At 63.8% G+C, this 16,462-nt stretch carries 15 protein-coding genes and 2 pseudogenes; 13 read left to right on the top strand and 4 right to left on the bottom strand.

The window, feature by feature from the left end; all coding sequences use genetic code 11:
* Positions 1–129: 129 nt before the first annotated feature.
* A pseudogene (locus EAV90_RS41040) lies at positions 130–302 on the top strand (transposase); the annotation flags it as partial.
* A gap of 162 nt (positions 303–464) precedes the next feature.
* On the opposite strand, the gene EAV90_RS37630 reads toward EAV90_RS41040, so the two are convergent.
* Both EAV90_RS37630 and EAV90_RS37625 read right to left on the bottom strand, forming a co-directional pair.
* Positions 465–827, bottom strand: a complete 363-nt coding sequence (locus tag EAV90_RS37630) for a hypothetical protein (protein WP_129146313.1) — start codon at positions 825–827, stop codon at positions 465–467.
* A 563-nt stretch (positions 828–1,390) separates the two neighbouring features.
* Positions 1,391–1,942 (bottom strand): YciE/YciF ferroxidase family protein, encoded by a 552-nt coding sequence (locus tag EAV90_RS37625; RefSeq protein WP_245509721.1) that lies wholly within the window; start codon positions 1,940–1,942, stop codon positions 1,391–1,393.
* Between the two features lie 179 nt (positions 1,943–2,121).
* Between EAV90_RS37625 and EAV90_RS37620 the strand changes: the two are divergent.
* The 10 genes and pseudogenes from EAV90_RS37620 to EAV90_RS37580 form a co-directional block, all read left to right on the top strand.
* Positions 2,122–2,583 (top strand): annotated as a pseudogene (locus EAV90_RS37620) (NuoB/complex I 20 kDa subunit family protein); the annotation flags it as partial.
* A 107-nt stretch (positions 2,584–2,690) separates the two neighbouring features.
* The gene (locus EAV90_RS37615; RefSeq protein ID WP_129146312.1) at positions 2,691–3,143 is read left to right on the top strand and encodes a DUF2231 domain-containing protein; all 453 of its coding nucleotides are present in this window, start codon (positions 2,691–2,693) and stop codon (positions 3,141–3,143) included.
* A complete protein-coding gene (locus EAV90_RS37610) occupies positions 3,140–4,474 on the top strand; it encodes a PQQ-dependent sugar dehydrogenase (protein WP_129146311.1) in 1,335 nt (444 codons plus the stop codon). The genes EAV90_RS37615 and EAV90_RS37610 overlap by 4 nt, the downstream gene beginning before the upstream one ends.
* Positions 4,475–4,533: 59 nt before the next feature.
* Positions 4,534–4,737: a hypothetical protein gene (locus EAV90_RS37605; RefSeq protein ID WP_061030115.1), complete on the top strand. Its 204-nt coding sequence runs from the start codon at positions 4,534–4,536 to the stop codon at positions 4,735–4,737.
* A gap of 40 nt (positions 4,738–4,777) precedes the next feature.
* Positions 4,778–4,948 (top strand): hypothetical protein, encoded by a 171-nt coding sequence (locus tag EAV90_RS39960; protein ID WP_164937276.1) that lies wholly within the window; start codon positions 4,778–4,780, stop codon positions 4,946–4,948.
* A 360-nt stretch (positions 4,949–5,308) separates the two neighbouring features.
* The gene (locus tag EAV90_RS37600) at positions 5,309–6,706 is read left to right on the top strand and encodes an MFS transporter (protein WP_122406598.1); all 1,398 of its coding nucleotides are present in this window, start codon (positions 5,309–5,311) and stop codon (positions 6,704–6,706) included.
* A 114-nt stretch (positions 6,707–6,820) separates the two neighbouring features.
* Positions 6,821–7,648, top strand: coding sequence for a 3-oxoadipate:acetyl-CoA acetyltransferase (locus tag EAV90_RS37595; protein ID WP_122402668.1), 828 nt, complete (start codon positions 6,821–6,823; stop codon positions 7,646–7,648).
* A gap of 134 nt (positions 7,649–7,782) precedes the next feature.
* Positions 7,783–8,988, top strand: coding sequence for an MFS transporter (locus EAV90_RS37590; protein ID WP_129146310.1), 1,206 nt, complete (start codon positions 7,783–7,785; stop codon positions 8,986–8,988).
* 185 nt (positions 8,989–9,173) lie between these two features.
* Positions 9,174–10,403 (top strand): CaiB/BaiF CoA transferase family protein, encoded by a 1,230-nt coding sequence (locus tag EAV90_RS37585; protein WP_129146309.1) that lies wholly within the window; start codon positions 9,174–9,176, stop codon positions 10,401–10,403.
* Positions 10,404–10,595: 192 nt separating this feature from the next.
* Positions 10,596–10,811 (top strand): hypothetical protein, encoded by a 216-nt coding sequence (locus EAV90_RS37580; protein ID WP_036010888.1) that lies wholly within the window; start codon positions 10,596–10,598, stop codon positions 10,809–10,811.
* A 126-nt stretch (positions 10,812–10,937) separates the two neighbouring features.
* Here EAV90_RS37580 and EAV90_RS37575 read toward each other — a convergent pair whose 3' ends face one another.
* Positions 10,938–11,603, bottom strand: a complete 666-nt coding sequence (locus EAV90_RS37575) for a TetR/AcrR family transcriptional regulator (RefSeq protein WP_129146308.1) — start codon at positions 11,601–11,603, stop codon at positions 10,938–10,940.
* A gap of 311 nt (positions 11,604–11,914) precedes the next feature.
* Between EAV90_RS37575 and EAV90_RS37570 the strand changes: the two genes are divergently transcribed.
* Together EAV90_RS37570 and EAV90_RS37565 are read left to right on the top strand one after the other, a co-directional pair.
* Positions 11,915–13,150, top strand: coding sequence for an acyl-CoA dehydrogenase family protein (locus EAV90_RS37570; protein WP_122402672.1), 1,236 nt, complete (start codon positions 11,915–11,917; stop codon positions 13,148–13,150).
* Positions 13,151–13,298: 148 nt separating this feature from the next.
* The gene (locus EAV90_RS37565) at positions 13,299–14,357 is read left to right on the top strand and encodes a phosphotransferase family protein (protein WP_129146307.1); all 1,059 of its coding nucleotides are present in this window, start codon (positions 13,299–13,301) and stop codon (positions 14,355–14,357) included.
* A gap of 118 nt (positions 14,358–14,475) precedes the next feature.
* Here EAV90_RS37565 and argE read toward each other — a convergent pair whose 3' ends face one another.
* Positions 14,476–15,654, bottom strand: coding sequence for an acetylornithine deacetylase (gene argE / locus EAV90_RS37560; RefSeq protein WP_129146306.1), 1,179 nt, complete (start codon positions 15,652–15,654; stop codon positions 14,476–14,478).
* Between the last annotated feature and the right edge of the window lie 808 nt (positions 15,655–16,462).

Below are 16,462 nucleotides of genomic sequence, written 5' to 3'. Positions count from 1 at the left end.
CCTTGAGCGGTCGAAACAGGCGCTTGAGCTTGCGCATTCAGGTCTCCCTCTGGAATCGAGAGACACCCAAAGAATCCAGTTCCAACCGCTTGGCAACACCCTGCCAGCACCATATGCGATTCCCCTAGGGTCGACTGGGAGGGACGGCGCCAGGTGCTCGCGGTTGAGCTCGCCAACCGGGAGAGCCGATCGAGCTGGAAGGTGTTTTGGAAGGCCTGAAGGCCCGCGGCCTGCATGGCGTCGAGTTCGTCGTCTCCGATGATCATCCGGACTTGAAGAAGACCATTCCCGACGTTCTCACCGGCGTGTTCGCTGGCGAGCGACGGCGGCGGAGAGGGGGGGCGTGCATCCCCTTGATGGGCCTGAGCATCGTGGTGCAAATTTCTTCGTCCGCTTCGCGCTTAGGGGGTGCCGGATCACTGAAAACGGCTGAAACATAGTCATTTGGCTATTAAAGTCGGTTGCTAGTTCAGATCACTTGAGACTGCGGTGATCCATCGAGAGTTCTGTGTGTCAAGTTCAGCAAAATTGATCATGGGGTCCGGCCGAGCCATCCCCTCGGAGCCGCCGTCGCTCGCTTGCCCAAAAGCGCAGCGCTGGCGAGCGATGGCGGCGGAGAGGGGTGGCGTTCGTTGCACAAGATCGCGTTCGCGCTCGGCATCCAGGTCGCCGAGCTTGTGCTGCCACAAGGCACCGTGCTCGCGCAGGGGACGAAGTCGGCCGCGCGAGGCCGAGAAAGAAGCCCGAGAAGACGGGGCGTCCCATGAAGCCGCGCGAGCGCTGATCAGGCCGTGCTCGTCAGCAATGCGATCGAGCAGACTGTTCATGGCTGCTGAATATGTGCTCAGCTCTGTTTCTGTGTTTAGGATGCGGGTGTCGAGGTAGTCACCGTGCAGCTTCACACCTGAAGGGTAAGTGCGGCTCCCTGTTCCATTCCTCTCCGAGATCCGGCCTTCCTCCGCTCAGCGCCTTGCGCTCCAGCGCCAGTACGGAGGATCAGAAACATTAAAAATAGCCGTCGTCCGGAACGTCCATGGAGGTCATCGGTTGGTAGTTCAGTGACGATCGATGAATGGCGAGGCCAGAGCGAAAGCTGCGGATAAACCAAATCAAAGATTCGTCACAAGCCCCGCCAGGTTACCCCGGTAACCGGCGGGGTCCTTGTTTTGAAGACTCCTTGTTTTGAAGACCTCGCTTTAGGGATGATGGGGCCCGTTGGGATTTGCGTAGGGTCCAAGGTTCCGCGACGAGAAACCAAGCGCAACTATCCGTTTCACGCGTGATTGCGGGTACAAAGACTGCGCTTAAGTACCGCCGCATCTAGGGCAGGCCGGGGCCCTCCCACCGAACTCGAGTGGCCGTCAGCGAGGGGTCATCGGCGACGTTCCAGTCAGGCTGCAAGAGCGTCGAGATTGACCTCGTCCTTCGCGAGTGTCGTCAGCATGACGTCGGTCGCCTTCTCCTCCTCCAGGCTTTCGTGCAGGATGTTCTGGTCCTCCCTCAACTCGAGCTGCCCGGCAAGGGCGGCTGCGCTGCCGTAGGCGGCAATCTCGTAATGTTCCAGCTTCTGGGCCGATGCGATCATCGCGGCGTCGCGCAAGTCATCCTGCGTCACCATCTTCATCATCTTCGCAGTCTCCTCGATCAACGATTCCACGGCCTGATCGGTGTGCACGCGCGCATCTGCGCCATGCCGCCGCAGGATTTTCTGAAGCCGTTGACCTTGTTGCTCCGTCTCTCGCTGATGCTCGGCCAGAGCAAGTTTCAGGGAGGGATGCACCGCCATCTCGGCCATTCGTTTGAGTGCATCGCTCAGCTGGTCCTCCATGCTGACGAGTTCCTGCAGCTCGGCGATATACAGGTCTTTGAAGTTTTCGATCTTCATGATGTTCGTGTCCATGGCTTGGATTGGGATGACCCGGGTTCCGAATTTGGCGGTCAACCGCCTATCCGCGAGACTGTTCCGGGGTGCAAACGACATTTGAGCTCGGGGCCGAGGAATCAGCGAAGAAATTAGGAACAGCGCGACGGAGCTGTGCTTGCCGCATCGGGAAGGGCTTGCAAGGCGATATCGCCATGAACCATCTCGAAAACGCTGCCCTCGACAATGTCCAGGACCATCTCGGTGACCGTGGCTACTTCGTCGCCCCGCTCGACGACCTCATCACATGGGCGCGATCGGGTTCTCTGATGTGGATGACGTTTGGCCTTGCGTGCTGTGCGATCGAGCAGATGCAGGTATCGATGCCACGATACGACATCGAGCGGTTTGGCGCGGCTCCTCGCGCATCGCCAAGGCAGTCCGATGTCATGATCGTCTCGGGTACGCTCTGCAACAAAATGGCACCAGCCTTGCGCAAGGTCTATGACCAGATGCCGGAGCCGCGCTACGTCATCTCGATGGGATCGTGCGCAAACGGGGGCGGCTACTATCACTATTCGTACTCGGTCGTGCGCGGCTGTGATCGCATCGTGCCGGTCGACATCTATGTGCCCGGCTGTCCTCCGACGGCTGAAGCCCTGCTTTATGGGCTCGTCCTCCTGCAGAAGAAGATCCGGCGAACCGGAACGATCGAGCGGTGACCCGATGTGTCAGCCTCCGCGGATCCGGGGAAGGTCGGGTCTGAGGAACCATCACTGCAGGCGCGAGTTGGCCGGCCGGGCGGGGCGAAAGTCACGCGAGGCCAACCGTGCAAGACGACGTGCGCGTGCGCTCGACCGCGCAGATCGCGGGTCATCCGATCCATCCGATGCTGGTGCCGATCCCGATCGTGTGCTTCATCGGGGCGCTGCTGACCGACATCGCCTATGTCGTCAGCGCCGAGATCATGTGGGCGGATTTTTCGGCCTGGCTTCTGCTCGTCGGCGTCATCTTCGGCGTGCTGGCGGCGATCGCGGGCCTGATGGACTTCCTCGGAAACCGGCTGGTGCGGGCGCAGACCCCGGCCTGGCCGCATCTGATCGGCAACGCCGTGGCGCTGATCCTGGCGATCTTCAACGCGCTGATCCACACCCGCGACGCCTGGACCTCGGTTTGGCCGGTCGGGCTGGTTCTTTCGGTCCTCACCGTCCTGATCCTGCCCGTCACGGGCTGGCTCGGCTGGGCCATGGTGTACCGCCACGGCGTGGGAGTTGTGCGATGAGAACCTCGATTGCCCGCGCGCTGCTCTGCTCCTCCTCGCTGTGTCTTGCCGGCTGCAACGACGGGAGCGGTGATCCGAAGGCGCAAATCGGCGCCAATCCGGTGCTGCCCGAGATCCAGCAATATCTGCTGCCGCCGATTCATATCGCGCGCATCGTCGGCTGGAAGAAGGACGAGACGCCGACCGTTGCGCAGGACTTGCAGGCCAAGGCCTTCGCCACGGGCTTGCAGCACCCGCGCTCGCTTTACGTTCTTGCCAATGGCGACGTGCTGGTGGTGGAATCCAAGGCGCCGAAGGGCGCCCCGATCAAGCGTCCCAAGGAGATCGTGATGGGCTTCGTCGAGTCCTGGGCGACCTCCGGCGGCGACAGCGGCGAGAGCAATCGGATCACACTGCTGCGCGACAGCAATGGCGACGGTGTGCCGGAGACGCAAAGCGTCTTCCTCGACCATCTCAACTCGCCCTTCGGCGTCGCGCTGGTCGGCAACGAGCTCTACGTTGCCGACACCGATGCCATCGTCAGGTATCCGTACAGGGAAGGCGATACGAAGATCACTGCGGCCGGCACGGTGCTGACACCGCTGCCGGGTGGTCCGATCAATCATCACTGGACCAAGAGCCTGGTCGCCAGCCCCGACGGCTCGAAGCTCTATGCCGGCGTCGGCTCCAACAGCAACATCACCGAGAATGGCATGGAAGCCGAACACAACCGCGCTGCGATCCTCGAGGTCGATCGTGCCAGCGGCCGCTGGCGCGTGTTCGCAAGCGGCCTGCGCAATCCCAACGGCCTCAGCTTCGAGCCGCAGACCGGTGCATTGTGGACGGTGGTGAACGAGCGCGACGAGGTCGGTCCCGATCTCGTGCCCGACTACATGACCTCGGTGAAGGAGGGCGGCTTCTACGGCTGGCCCTACAGCTATTTCGGCCAGCACGTCGATCCCCGCGTCAAGCCGGAGCGGCCGGATCTCGTCGCCAAGGCGATCGTGCCGGATTACGCGCTGAGCTCGCATGTCGCCCCGCTCGGGCTCGCCTTCAATACCGGCACCAGTCTTCCGGCCAGCTATCGCGGCGGCGCCTTTGTCGGTGAGCACGGCAGCTGGAACAGGCAGGTGCTCAACGGCTACAAGGTCGTGTTCGTGCCGTTCACGGACGGCAAGCCGAGTGGTCCCGCGCAAGACGTCGTCACCGGCTTCCTAAACGATAAGAACCAGGCGCGCGGCCGCCCCGTCGGCGTCGCCATCGACAAGACCGGCGCGCTGCTGGTCGCCGATGACAGCGGCAACACGGTCTGGCGGGTGAGTGCGGCGCATCCGCAGCTGACGCAACGTTAAGCCCGGCACCGCGTTGAGAGTCCAGGCGATTTTTTGAACGGCAAATCAGGAGTAGGACAATGGGTCTGGCTCAATACGCCATCGTGCCGGTGCAGGACGAATGGGGCGTGCTGCATGACGGCGACGTCAAGAGCAGATACGCCACCAAGGAAGCTGCATTCGAGTCGGCGGTGGCCGCGGCATCCCTGGCCCTCCGTGAGGGACACGAAGTCCATGTCAGCGTGCCCGGCCGCGAAGCCGGCGATAACGCGCTCGGCGTGTAGAGCCCGCCGCAGACATGGCGTTCGAGAGAAGGAGGCCGCGATGACGAAACCCCGTGAGCTCAACGGTGTCGAGCAATCCCGCTCCGAGGACGACATCCAGCGCGACCAGCTCGGACCGCGCGGCGTGCCGGACGCGCCTGATCCGGCCAAGATGACGCCCCAGCGCGACAAGAAGACCCCGAAGCATATCGATCCCGGCCACACCGCGTGACGCCGCTCGGCGGCTGTCGTGATCACACGATCAGCCGCCCGCGCCCGGCAGGCGATCCCGATCGCGACCCCGGCGCCAGCGGCCGGCTTCGATGCCATCGCCGAGGACGACGCCACTTTGCGCCCCCATCGCTGCCGCCGGCGAGTCCGCCACCGCCATAACATCATGTTAGGTTTATCGCATAACTGGGTAATTGTGTTACCCCGGCGAAAGCCTATTGTCGTCCTCACCCAAGACACCGACCGGCAGTGCCAAGCGCTCGCGGAGCTCCGCAGAGCGCCGGGAGATTGCTGTCCAATTGTCCAACGAAGCCCGCCAACGGGACGTCAACGAACAAGCCAGATCGGGAGGAATTTTATGATGGCGACCACGCGCGCGATCCATGACAGGAGTCAGTCGAGGAAGGCTGCAGCAAGCGGCTGGATCGGCTCGGCTCTCGAATACTATGACTTCTTCATCTACGCCACGGCGGCATCGCTGATCTTCCCGCAGATCTTCTTCCCGTCGGACAATCCCACCGTTGCGATCGTCGCATCGCTTGCGACCTATGGCGTCGGATACGTGGCGCGGCCGATCGGGGCCTTCGTGCTCGGACATTGGGGCGACACGCATGGCCGCAAGACCGTTCTCATCCTCTGCATGTTCCTGATGGGCATCTCGACGATGGCCGTCGGTTTGCTGCCGACCTATCAGCAGGCCGGCATCCTCGCGCCGATCCTGCTCGTCATGCTGCGTCTCGTGCAGGGATTTGCCGTGGCCGGTGAAATCTCCGGCGCCAGCTCGATGATCCTGGAGCATGCGCCGTTCGGCCGGCGCGGCTTCTATGCGAGCTTCGCGCTTCAGGGCGTGCAAGCCGGACAAATCCTCGCGGCCGCGGTTTTCCTGCCGCTGGCGGCCTATATGCCGACCGAGGCCTTCAACAGCTGGGGCTGGCGGATCCCGTTCCTGCTCAGCTTCTTCGTCATCGTCGCCGGCTACATCATTCGCCGCGAGGTCGACGAAACGCCTGCCTTTGCCCGCGAGGAGAAACGGGGAGAAACGCCGCGCGCTCCGATCGTCCAGGCCATCAGGTTGAGCTGGCCCGACATGCTGAGGGTGATCTGCATGGCGCTGATGAACGTCATTCCCGTGGTCGCGACCATCTTCGGTGCGGCCTACGCGGTGCAGCCGGCCTATGGCATCGGCTTTGCCAAGGACGTTTATCTGTGGATCCCGGTGCTCGGCAACATGCTGGCCGTATTCATCATTCCCTTCGTCGGCCATCTCTCCGACAAGGTCGGCCGCAAACCTCCGATCATCGTGGGCGCGTTGCTCTCGGGCCTGCTCGCGTTCGGCTATCTGTATGCCATCAGCATCCGGAACGTGCCGCTCGCGATCCTGCTGTCGCTCTTGATGTGGGGCGTCGTCTATCAGGGCTACAACGCGATCTTCCCGAGCTTCTATCCGGAGCTGTTTCCGACCCGCACACGGGTCTCGGCGATGGCGATCTCGCAGAATATCGGCACGACCATCACTGCATTACTTCCTGCTCTGTTCGCGACCGTGGCGCCTCCGGGCTCGGCCAACATTCCCTTGACGGTCGGCGCGATCGCCTTCGGCATCACGGTCATCGCGGCGCTCGCGGCGGTGACGGCCCGCGAAACCTATCGGATCAAGATCGACGATCTCGGCAATCCCGAGGCCGTTCCGATGGCGCGGGCCGATTATGAGCGGCAGCGTGCGGAGGCGGCGAACGGTGCGGCCGCAATTCCCACCTGATTGGAACGCAAACAAGCCCGCCGCTGCGATCGATGACGTTTGCAGCGGCAGGGCTCCTTACGCTACGTCTATTCGGCTTTGGGCGCGCGAGCGCGATCATCATGAGGTCCAGGGATGAACCCCGTCGTCGTTGCAGTCGCTATCACCGGCTCCGTTCCGCGCAAGAAGGACAATCCGGCGGTGCCGATCCTGCCGTCCGAACAGATCGAGTCGACGCAGCAAGCCTTCGAGGCCGGCGCCACGCTCGCCCATATCCATGTTCGAAATGATGACGAGACGCCGTCCTCCGACCCCGAGCGCTTTGCGCTGGTGCAGGAGGGCATCAAAAAGCATTGTCCGGGAATGATCGTTCAGTTCTCGACCGGCGGGCGAGGGCGCGATCCCTCGGCGCGCGGATCGTCGCTCTACCTCAAGCCCGACATGGCCTCGCTCTCCACGGGATCGGTGAACTTTCCGACCATCGTCTACGAGAACAGCGCCGCGCTGGTCGAAACGCTCGCCACCGGCATGAAGGCGAACGGCATCCGGCCGGAAATCGAGATCTTCGATCTGTCGCATCTGCATGGCGCCCGGCGCTTGATCGAGGCCGGCCTCATCGACGCGCGTCCGCACGTGCAGTTCGTCATGGGTGTCAAGAATGCCATGCCCGCAGACGAGCATGTGCTCGACATTCTGCTCGGAGAGCTCAGGCGGCTGATCCCGAAAGCGACCTGGACCGCAGCCGGAATTGGCCGCCATCAAGCCGAGGTCATGGGCTGGGCGCTCGCGCGCGGCGCCGACGCGGTTCGCACCGGGCTCGAGGACAATATCCGGATCGACAAGACGCGCCTCGCCGCCAGCAACGCGGAGCTGGTCGCCATCGCCGCCGAGGCGGTCGCGCGCCACGGCCGGCGCGTTGCGACCGCAGCCGAGGCGCGATCCTTGCTCGGGATCGCGGGGTAGGGACGACCATCCACCGCCCGACATGCCCCCAGCTGCCTCCTGCCATTCGGCGGCCGGCGTTCCCGTGCGCCGAGTCTGCAGGTAAAGCAGATGCACAGGCGTGATCGGCGCCTGCCGGGCAGGCGACGGTTGGAATGCGATTCTTGAAGGCTGACAGCGGGCTCATCGGCATCCTGGTGGTGCTCGCGGTCACGCAACTGATTGGATGGGGGACGATCGGGCTGCCCGCCATCGTCGGCCGCGACCTTGCCGCAGATCTCGGCATGAGCCTGACGGCGGTGTTCGCGGGGACGTCCGTTCTCTACGTCTCGATGGGGCTGTGCGCGCCCTGGCTCGGCAAATTCTTTGCGCGGCACGGCGCACGCAAGGTCATGATGGTCGGCACGATCGTCACCGCGCCCGGCTTCGTGCTGCTGTCGCTCGCGCGCGAGCCGGTGCTCTACTTCGCCGCCTGGATCGTGCTTGGACTCGCCGGAAGCGCCACGCTCTCGACCGGCGCCTATATCATGCTGAACGAGGCCGCGGGAAAGCAGGCCAAGAGCGCGATCGGCGCGCTGATGCTGGTGACGGGCCTCTCCAGCAGCATCTTCTGGCCGACCACCTCGTTCCTGAGCGGTCATCTCGGCTGGCGCGGCACGTGCCTCGTCTATGCCGCCATGCTGATCTTCATTTCGCTGCCGCTCTATGCGTTCGCGGCACCCCGGCGCAGCGTCGCGAGGGACGATGGCAGCGCGCCGGACAGGCGCTCCGATGCGCCGGCGATTCCGCGCAGCACCTTCATCCTCGTCGCCGCCGTGATCACGCTCAACGCCTTCGTCAATTTCGGCATCAGCGCCGTCATGATCGAGCTGTTGCGGGCGGAGGGGTTGGCGCCGGCGCAGGCTCTGGCCTTCGGCTCGATGCTCGGCGTGATCCAGGTCAGCGCCCGCGGGCTGGATTTCCTGGGCGGCGGGCGCTGGGACGGCATCACGACCGGGCTCGTCGCCGGCACGGCCTTGCCGGTCGCCATGCTGCTCTTGATGCTGAGCGAGGGCGCCACCTGGGCGGTCGCCGTCTTCATCCTGCTCTATGGCGCCGGCAGCGGCGCGATGGCGGTGGCGCGGGCGACGATTCCGCTGGTGTTCTACGACCAGGCCGAGTTCGCCAAGGCGATGTCGATGATCGCGCTGCCGCTCAATCTGGCCTCGGCGATCTCGCCGCCCGTGCTCGTCGCGCTGCTGACGCAGTTCGGCAGCCGCGGCGCACTCGGTCTCACCTTCGTCTTCTCCTGCGCAACGGTGCTGATCCTGGTCCTGCTCGGGCGGCGGCGGCCGCGCGCGATCGCGGCGGTGGCGGTCTAAGGCGATCTTCGCGGCGCGGAAAGTTGCGAGCAGCAATCGGCGCCGCTCGCCCGGCAACAGATGGCCGTATGCCGTCAGTGCAGTGCTCAGGGCGCGAAAATGGTGTATCCGCAGGGAGCGCGGCCCTGCGATCTCGCCGCCGCGCCAAAATCAGCTCCAAGATCAGTTCCGCGGAGGAAATCGACATGTCGGCCTTGCCGCTCTCAGGCATCAAGATCCTTGACCTCACCCGTGTGCTCGCCGGGCCCCTGTCGGCCCAGATGCTGGGGGATCTCGGCGCGGAGGTGATCAAGATCGAGCGGCCGGGCACCGGCGACGACGCACGCGCCTTCGGCCCGCCTTACCTGACCGACCCCGAGGGCAAGGCCAACAACAACAATTCGTTCTATCTCTGCGCCAACCGCAACAAGAAGTCGGTCACGGTCAACATCGCCAAGCCGGAAGGGCAGGCGATCATCCGCGAGCTCGCCAAGGACGCCGACGTCTTCATGGAGAACTACAAGGTCGGTGATCTCAAGCGCTACGGCCTGGACTACGAGACCATCAAGGCGATCAATCCCAGCATCATCTATTGCTCGGTGACCGGCTTCGGCCAGACCGGTCCCTATGCGCCGCGTGCCGGCTATGACGCCATCCTGCAGGCGATGGGCGGCTTGATGAGCGTCACCGGCCATATCGACGGCGAGCCCGGCGAGGGCCCGATGAAGGTCGGCCCCTCGATCGTCGACTACATGACCGGCATGAACGCGTCGATCGGGATTCTCTCGGCGCTCTACCATCGCGACGCTAATGGCGGGCAGGGACAGCACATCGACGTCTGCCTGTTCGACACCGTCATCGCATCCTTGTCGCACTGGCTGCAGATCTATCTCGTCAACGGCAAGACGCCGCCGCGCCGCGGCACCTGGGGCAATGGCGGCATGCCGGCCGGCGTGTTCCGCTGCGCCGACGGCGAGTTGATGCTGGTGGTCGGCAATGACGGCCAGTTCCAGCGCACCTGCGCCGTGCTCGGCGAGCCCGAGCTCGCGAACGATTCGCGCTTCGTCAAGAACAACGACCGCGTCGTGCACGGCAAGGAGATCATGTCGATCTTCGCCGGCTTGTTCCTCAAGCAGCCGGTGGCCTACTGGCTGGAGAAGCTGGAGGAGGCGGGCGTGCCGTCAGGTCCGATCAACAATTTCGAGCAGGTGTTTTCCGATCCGCACGTGCAGTCGCGCGGCATGCGGGTCAAGGTCAATCATCCCTTCGAGCCCGATCTGTCGCTGGTCCGCAACGCGCTGACCTTGTCGGAGACCCCGATCAAGGATTACCGCGCGCCGCCACTACTCGGGGAGCACACCCAGGAGGTGCTCAGTGGCAAGCTCGGCTACGATGCCGGCAAGATCGAGCAGCTGAAGCAGCAGGGGATTGTCTGACGCTATCACCGTGCCCTGGAGGGCCCTCCTGGGGAGGCTGAGAAGACTTGTGCCGCAGGGCGCGCGCGCGATGCTGGAGCTTGCCTGAAGCTTGCCGCAATCCCCAGATTATCCCGGTCCGTAGTCGCACAGGCTTCCGCTTTGCGTCCGACTCTGGTTCGATACTTCCACTTGAGTTCGGGAGGGAAGCGAATGTCCTACACGATCGGGTTCCAGGCGAAGGACCAGAAGGCCATTCTAGCGACCGAGGCGGCCACCGCCAATCAGGCCGTCGCCATCATTGCCGCATTGCGGCAGAGCGCCGACGAGATAAAGTTCATCCGATCGCCGCAGGAAGGCGAGATGGGCATCGAGATGCTGCTGCTGCTCGCCAAGGAAGAGGCCGAGGAGATGCCGCAGCGGGCGTAGCCCGCCGTTACGGCTATACTTCGAGCATGTAGCAGAGGTCGTCATGCCCGGGATCGTCCCGGGGATCCACGTTCTTTGTGCTGCGTGGCAAGACGTGGATGGCCGTGAAAAGCCCGGCCGTGACAGCTAACGCGCATCCCGCGCCAGCGCGCGCGATTTGGCTTCGACCTTCGCCGCCGTCAGCGTCATCGTCGCGACGCTGACGACGCGCCCGACCACGTCCTCGACGTCTTCGAGATCGCATTTGCCCTCCGACAATTTGATCAGCCGCTCGCTCTCGCGGATGGTGTGGTGCGCCATGGCGAGCGCGAAGTTGAGGCCCCAATAGATATCGACCTCGCTGCGCTCGGGCAGGGACCTGCGCATCGAGGCGGCGAATTTGCGCAAATGGTCGATCTCGCGGTTCTTGATGCGGCGGATCGGCGGCACGGATTCGATCGAGGCGCGGATCATGAAGCGCGCGGCGGTCGAGCGCTGGTTCTCCGGCCCCAGGCAGCCGCGCAAGGTCGGCCCCACCAGCGCGCGCAGGATCACTTCGATCGGCGCGCGGCCGCCGCCTTGCTCCTCCGCCGCCTTCAATTCGCGCAGGCGCTCGCGGTTGGTCTGAACCGAACGAGTGACGAATAATTCCGCGATCAGTTCGTCCTTCGAGCCGAAATGATAGTTCACCGCGGCGAGGTTGACGCCGGCCTCCGCGACGATGTCGCGCAACGTCACGTCGCCGAAGCCGCGGTCGGCATAGAGCCTTTCGGCGGCGGCGAGAATGGCAGACCTCGTATGATCGCTGGCCATGACCTTTGTCCCGTCATTCCGGGGCGACGCGCCAGCGTCGAACCCGGAATCTCTCGCCACATTTCGAGATTCCGGGTTCAGCCCTGCGGGCCGCCCCGGAATGACGCCGTGAGCGAGGGAGTTGCAATTCAAACATTTGTATGAAACTATCGTTTGAAGGCCGGGAAAGTCAATCCGCGATCGGGACTCATTTGCAATTGCGATGGGTTCCGGTGCGCCCCGCAGTTCGCGTATTCGCGCTTGCGGGCCGCGCACGGCGGGAGGACAGTCCGGCGCAAAAGTACCAGCGAGAGAGAAGCGAGGAGCGTCCCATGGACTTCGACATGTCCCCCAAGCAGAAGGAATGGCTCGACCGCGTGAGGTCCTTCATGGCCAAGCACGTGCGCCCGGCGGTGCCGATTTACGATCAGCAGGACAAGAGCGGCGACCGTTGGAAGGTCATTCCGATCCTGGAAGACCTCAAGAAGAAGGCCAAGGCCGAGGGTCTCTGGAACATGTTCATGCCGCCGTCCGAGCACGAGGACGACGAATTCCGCGGCGCGGGACTGACCAATCTCGAATATGCGCTGCTGTCGGAAGAGATGGGCCGCATCACCTGGGCCTCCGAAGTGTTCAACTGTTCGGCGCCCGACACCGGCAACATGGAAGTGTTCATCCGCTACGGCACCAAGGAGCAGAAGCGCAAATGGCTGCGTCCGCTGATGGACGGTGAGATCCGCTCCGCCTTCCTGATGACGGAACCGGCGGTCGCCTCGTCCGACGCCACCAACATCGAGACCCGCATCGAGCGCGATGGTGACCATTACGTCATCAACGGCCGCAAATGGTGGTCGTCCGGCGTCGGCGATCCCCGCTGCAAGATCGCGATCCTGATGGGCAAGACCGATTTCAAGGCGGCCAAGCACCAGCAGCAGTCGCAGATCCTGGTTCCGCTCGACACGCCAGGTATCAAGGTCGAGAAGATGCTGCCGGTGTTCGGCTTCGACGACGCGCCGCACGGCCACGCCCAGGTGCTGCTCGAGAACGTACGGGTGCCGAAGGAGAACATCCTGCTCGGCGAAGGCCGCGGCTTCGAGATCGCGCAGGGCCGTCTCGGTCCGGGCCGTATCCATCACTGCATGCGCACCATCGGCAAGGCCGAGGAGGCGCTGGAGAAGATGGTGAAGCGGCTCGCCTCGCGCACCGCGTTCGGCAAGAAGATCGTCGAGCACAGCGTTTGGGAGCAGCGCATCGGTGAAGCCCGCACCAACATCGAGATGACGCGTCTTCTGTGCCTCAAGGCAGCCGACATGATGGACAAGGTCGGCAACAAGACCGCGCAGGCCGAGATCGCGATGATCAAGGTCGCAGCGCCCAACATGGCGCTGAAGATCATAGACGAGGCGATCCAGGCCTTCGGTGGCGCCGGCGTCTCGGATGAAGCCGGCCTTGCCAAGGACTACGCCCACATCCGCACGCTCCGTCTCGCGGACGGTCCGGACGAGGTGCACAACCGCGCCATTGCCAGGCTCGAACTTCGGAAGTATGCAAACTCTACCAGTCACTAAGAGGGAGAGCCAGGCGGCGCTCCCGACTTGAAGAAACGACAGGGCATGGTCCCATTCGGAATGACCGCTTGACGCAAGTGCGTCAGCGGTTACCGATTAGGATCATGCTCGACCTGCACAAGGTCAGGACTGAAGAGGGAGCGTCATCGTGGCGGACGGCGTCAGAAAGGACGAAGAATTCTCGGGCACCAAGCCGGTCGAGGAGCGGCATCGTTTCGACGAGCTGCGCCTGGAAGCGTGGATGCGCGAGCACGTCGAAGGTTTTGAAGGCCCGCTGGTCGTGCTCCAGTTCAAGGGCGGCCAGTCCAACCCGACCTATCGCCTCAACACGCCGAAGCGCTCCTACGTGATGCGCCGCAAGCCGTTCGGCAAGCTGCTGCCGTCGGCGCATGCGGTCGATCGCGAATACCGTGTCATTGCAGCCCTTGGTAAGCAGGGCTTTCCGGTCGCGCGCGCCTATGCGCTGTGCCAGGACGACAGCGTCATTGGCGCGGCCTTCTACATCATGTCGATGGAGGAGGGCCGGGTGTTCTGGGATCCGACACTGCCGAGCCAGGATCGCGATGCACGGCGCAAGATCTTCACCAGCAAGATCGAGACGCTGGCGAAACTCCACATGTTCGATCCCAATGCCATCGGCCTTGGCGATTTCGGCAAGTCGGGCAATTATTTTGCACGCCAGATCGACCGCTGGACCAAGCAGTACCGGGCGTCCGAGACCCAGCACATTCCCGAGTTCGAGAAGGTCGCCGAATGGCTGCCGAGGACCGTGCCGGAGCAGGCGCGCGTCTCGATCGTCCATGGCGACTACCGTCTCGACAACATGATTTTCCACGCGACGGAACCGCGCGTGCAGGCCGTGCTGGATTGGGAGCTGTCGACGCTCGGCGATCCCATGGCCGACTTCACCTATTTGTTGATGCAGTGGATCATGCCGGGCCTGGAAGGCGCCGACCTCGAGGCGCTCAACATCCCGAGCCTGGAAGAGGCGGCGCAGATCTATTGCAACGTCACAAAGATGACGGTGCCTGATCTCAACTGGTACTTCGCCTACAATCTGTTCCGTCTTGCCGGCATCACCCAAGGCATCGCCGGCCGCGTCCGCGACGGCACCGCCGCCAACGCCAAGGCGCTCGAATCCGCCAAGCGCACCGTGCCGCTGTCAAAGGCATCGTGGGAGTACGCGCAGAAGGCGGGCGCGGTGTAAGAGACGACAGGGCGCGGCGATGGCCGCGCCCTTTTTCTTCGGTTCTCGTGTCCCGGACAAGGCGCATCACGACGTGATGCGCCGCCGAGCCGGGACCGAGTCACGTCACGGATATCACCTACGACGGTGCCTTCGCACAATGCGCGATCAGCCTCTCCACGAAGCCCGCGCACTTCTCCAACTCCGCCATCTCCACGAACTCATCCGGCGTATGCGCCTGCGCGATCGAGCCCGGGCCGATCACCACCGCGGGGACATCGGCCATGCTGGCGAACAGGCTGGCTTCGGTGCCGAAGGCGACCTTGGCGTGGTCATTGCGGCCCGCAAGGCTCTTGGCGAGGGTGACGATCGGGGCGTCGGCGGCGGTGTCGAGCGCGGGGTAGTCGAGGATCTCTTCGAACGTGATGCCGCACTCGGCATTCTTCGCCTTCATCGCCGACTCGAGTTCGGCCTTGGCCCAGGCGACGATCGCATCCGTGACCTCGCGCGATTCGGTGATGCCGATGCCGCGGCATTCGAACTCCACCGTGCAAGTGTCGGGCACGATGTTAAGCGCCGCGCCGCCATGCACGATGCTGGTGAGCAGCGTCGAGTGCGGAACGTCGTAGAGGCTGTCGGTTGACCGCGCGGCCGCGAGTGCTACGGCGCGGCGGCGGATCTCGACGATCAACTCGGCGGCATATTCGATCGCATTCACCCCATCGGGCGCGATCGAGGAATGACGGGCGAGCCCACGGAACGTGGCGCGCACGCCGTGCTTGCCCTTATGGCCGATGATGACCTGCATCTGGGTCGGCTCTCCGATGAAGGCGCCGAGCGGCTTGACCTGCTTCTTCGCGACCTCACGCAGCATCGGCCGCACGCCGACGCAGCCGATCTCCTCGTCATAGGAGATCGCCAGATGAATCGGCGTCTTGAGCCTCGCCTCCACCATCTCCGGCACCATGGCAAGGCACACCGCGACGAAACCCTTCATGTCGGTGGTGCCGCGGCTGTAGAGCTTGCCGTCGCGCTCGACGAGCTTGAACGGATCATGGCTCCAGTCCTGGCCGACGACGGGAACGACGTCGGTATGGCCCGACAGCACGAAGCCCCGCCGGTCGTCCGGCCCGATCGTGACCCAGAGCGAGGCCTTCTGCCCGGTCGCGTCGACGATGCGCTCACTCTTGATGCCGAATGCGGCGAGGTAGCTCTCGATATGGGCAATCAGGGGCAGGTTGGTGCGGTCGCTGATGGTGTCGAAGCCGACGAGGTCGGCAAGCAGTTTGCGGATGCGATCGGGTCTTGAGCTCTGCATTGTCTCGGTCTGGTCAGGAAATGGAGGCTGAGTTGCCTGCAGGAACCATACCAACGTGATGGCCGGTCGGGCAAATCAACACAGACCCGTAGCCCAGGGATGGAGCGCAGAGCAATCGGGGCCGCTGTATCTGCGGACGCGATTGCGAAAGTCCGCGTCGCTCGATCCGGGCCACAATCCCTTGCGTTGCCCGTCGGGCAAAACACGCGAGCCATGGGTCAACGCACCCGGCCAAAAATATTCCACTTTACCGAAATTCGGAAACGGCGTATGTCTCGCCGCAATCCGGCCCAAGGAAGAGGGGCGTATCGCGATCGTCACGAACGCGGGCCGGGCGGCGGTGGACGTGGGTTGCACCGGCGCGAAGGGTTTTGCAGGGCGGGCAACCGTGAGCGAAGACCTCGCGCCAACGACGGGTGCGGTTCGCGTACGGCAAAATCGTGTGGTCCTGGCGCCCGGGGTCTGTGCGCCAAGTCTTGCGGTGATGTGTGTTGCCCGACCGGGCATGCACATCAGTCATCCGCAAGGCGACGGGGGCAATAGTGCATCGCTCCCCGAGGAGAAGCACGACATAAGCCGTCAAACCACTGCGCAGGGAAGGCCGGGATGTCTCCGGTTGCCCTGTTTCTCCGCCGTGCATGAAGCATACGCAATCTGCTCTTGGCATGGCGGTCGATGGGAGCCATCAATTGCCGCGCGATATGTTCCTCGCGCCACCCCCGGTCACGGCCTACATCATCAGCCTGATCGACAGCTGCTCGCGTCTGGCCTGGGCCGAGGTCCTGACATCCAAGAAGGCGCTGCCGGT

Source organism: Bradyrhizobium vignae, assembly GCF_004114425.1.
Classification (GTDB): Bacteria; Pseudomonadota; Alphaproteobacteria; order Rhizobiales; family Xanthobacteraceae; genus Bradyrhizobium; species Bradyrhizobium vignae.
The sequence above is the reverse complement of the archived record's forward strand: the minus strand, read 5'-3'. Positions and strand labels throughout refer to the sequence as shown.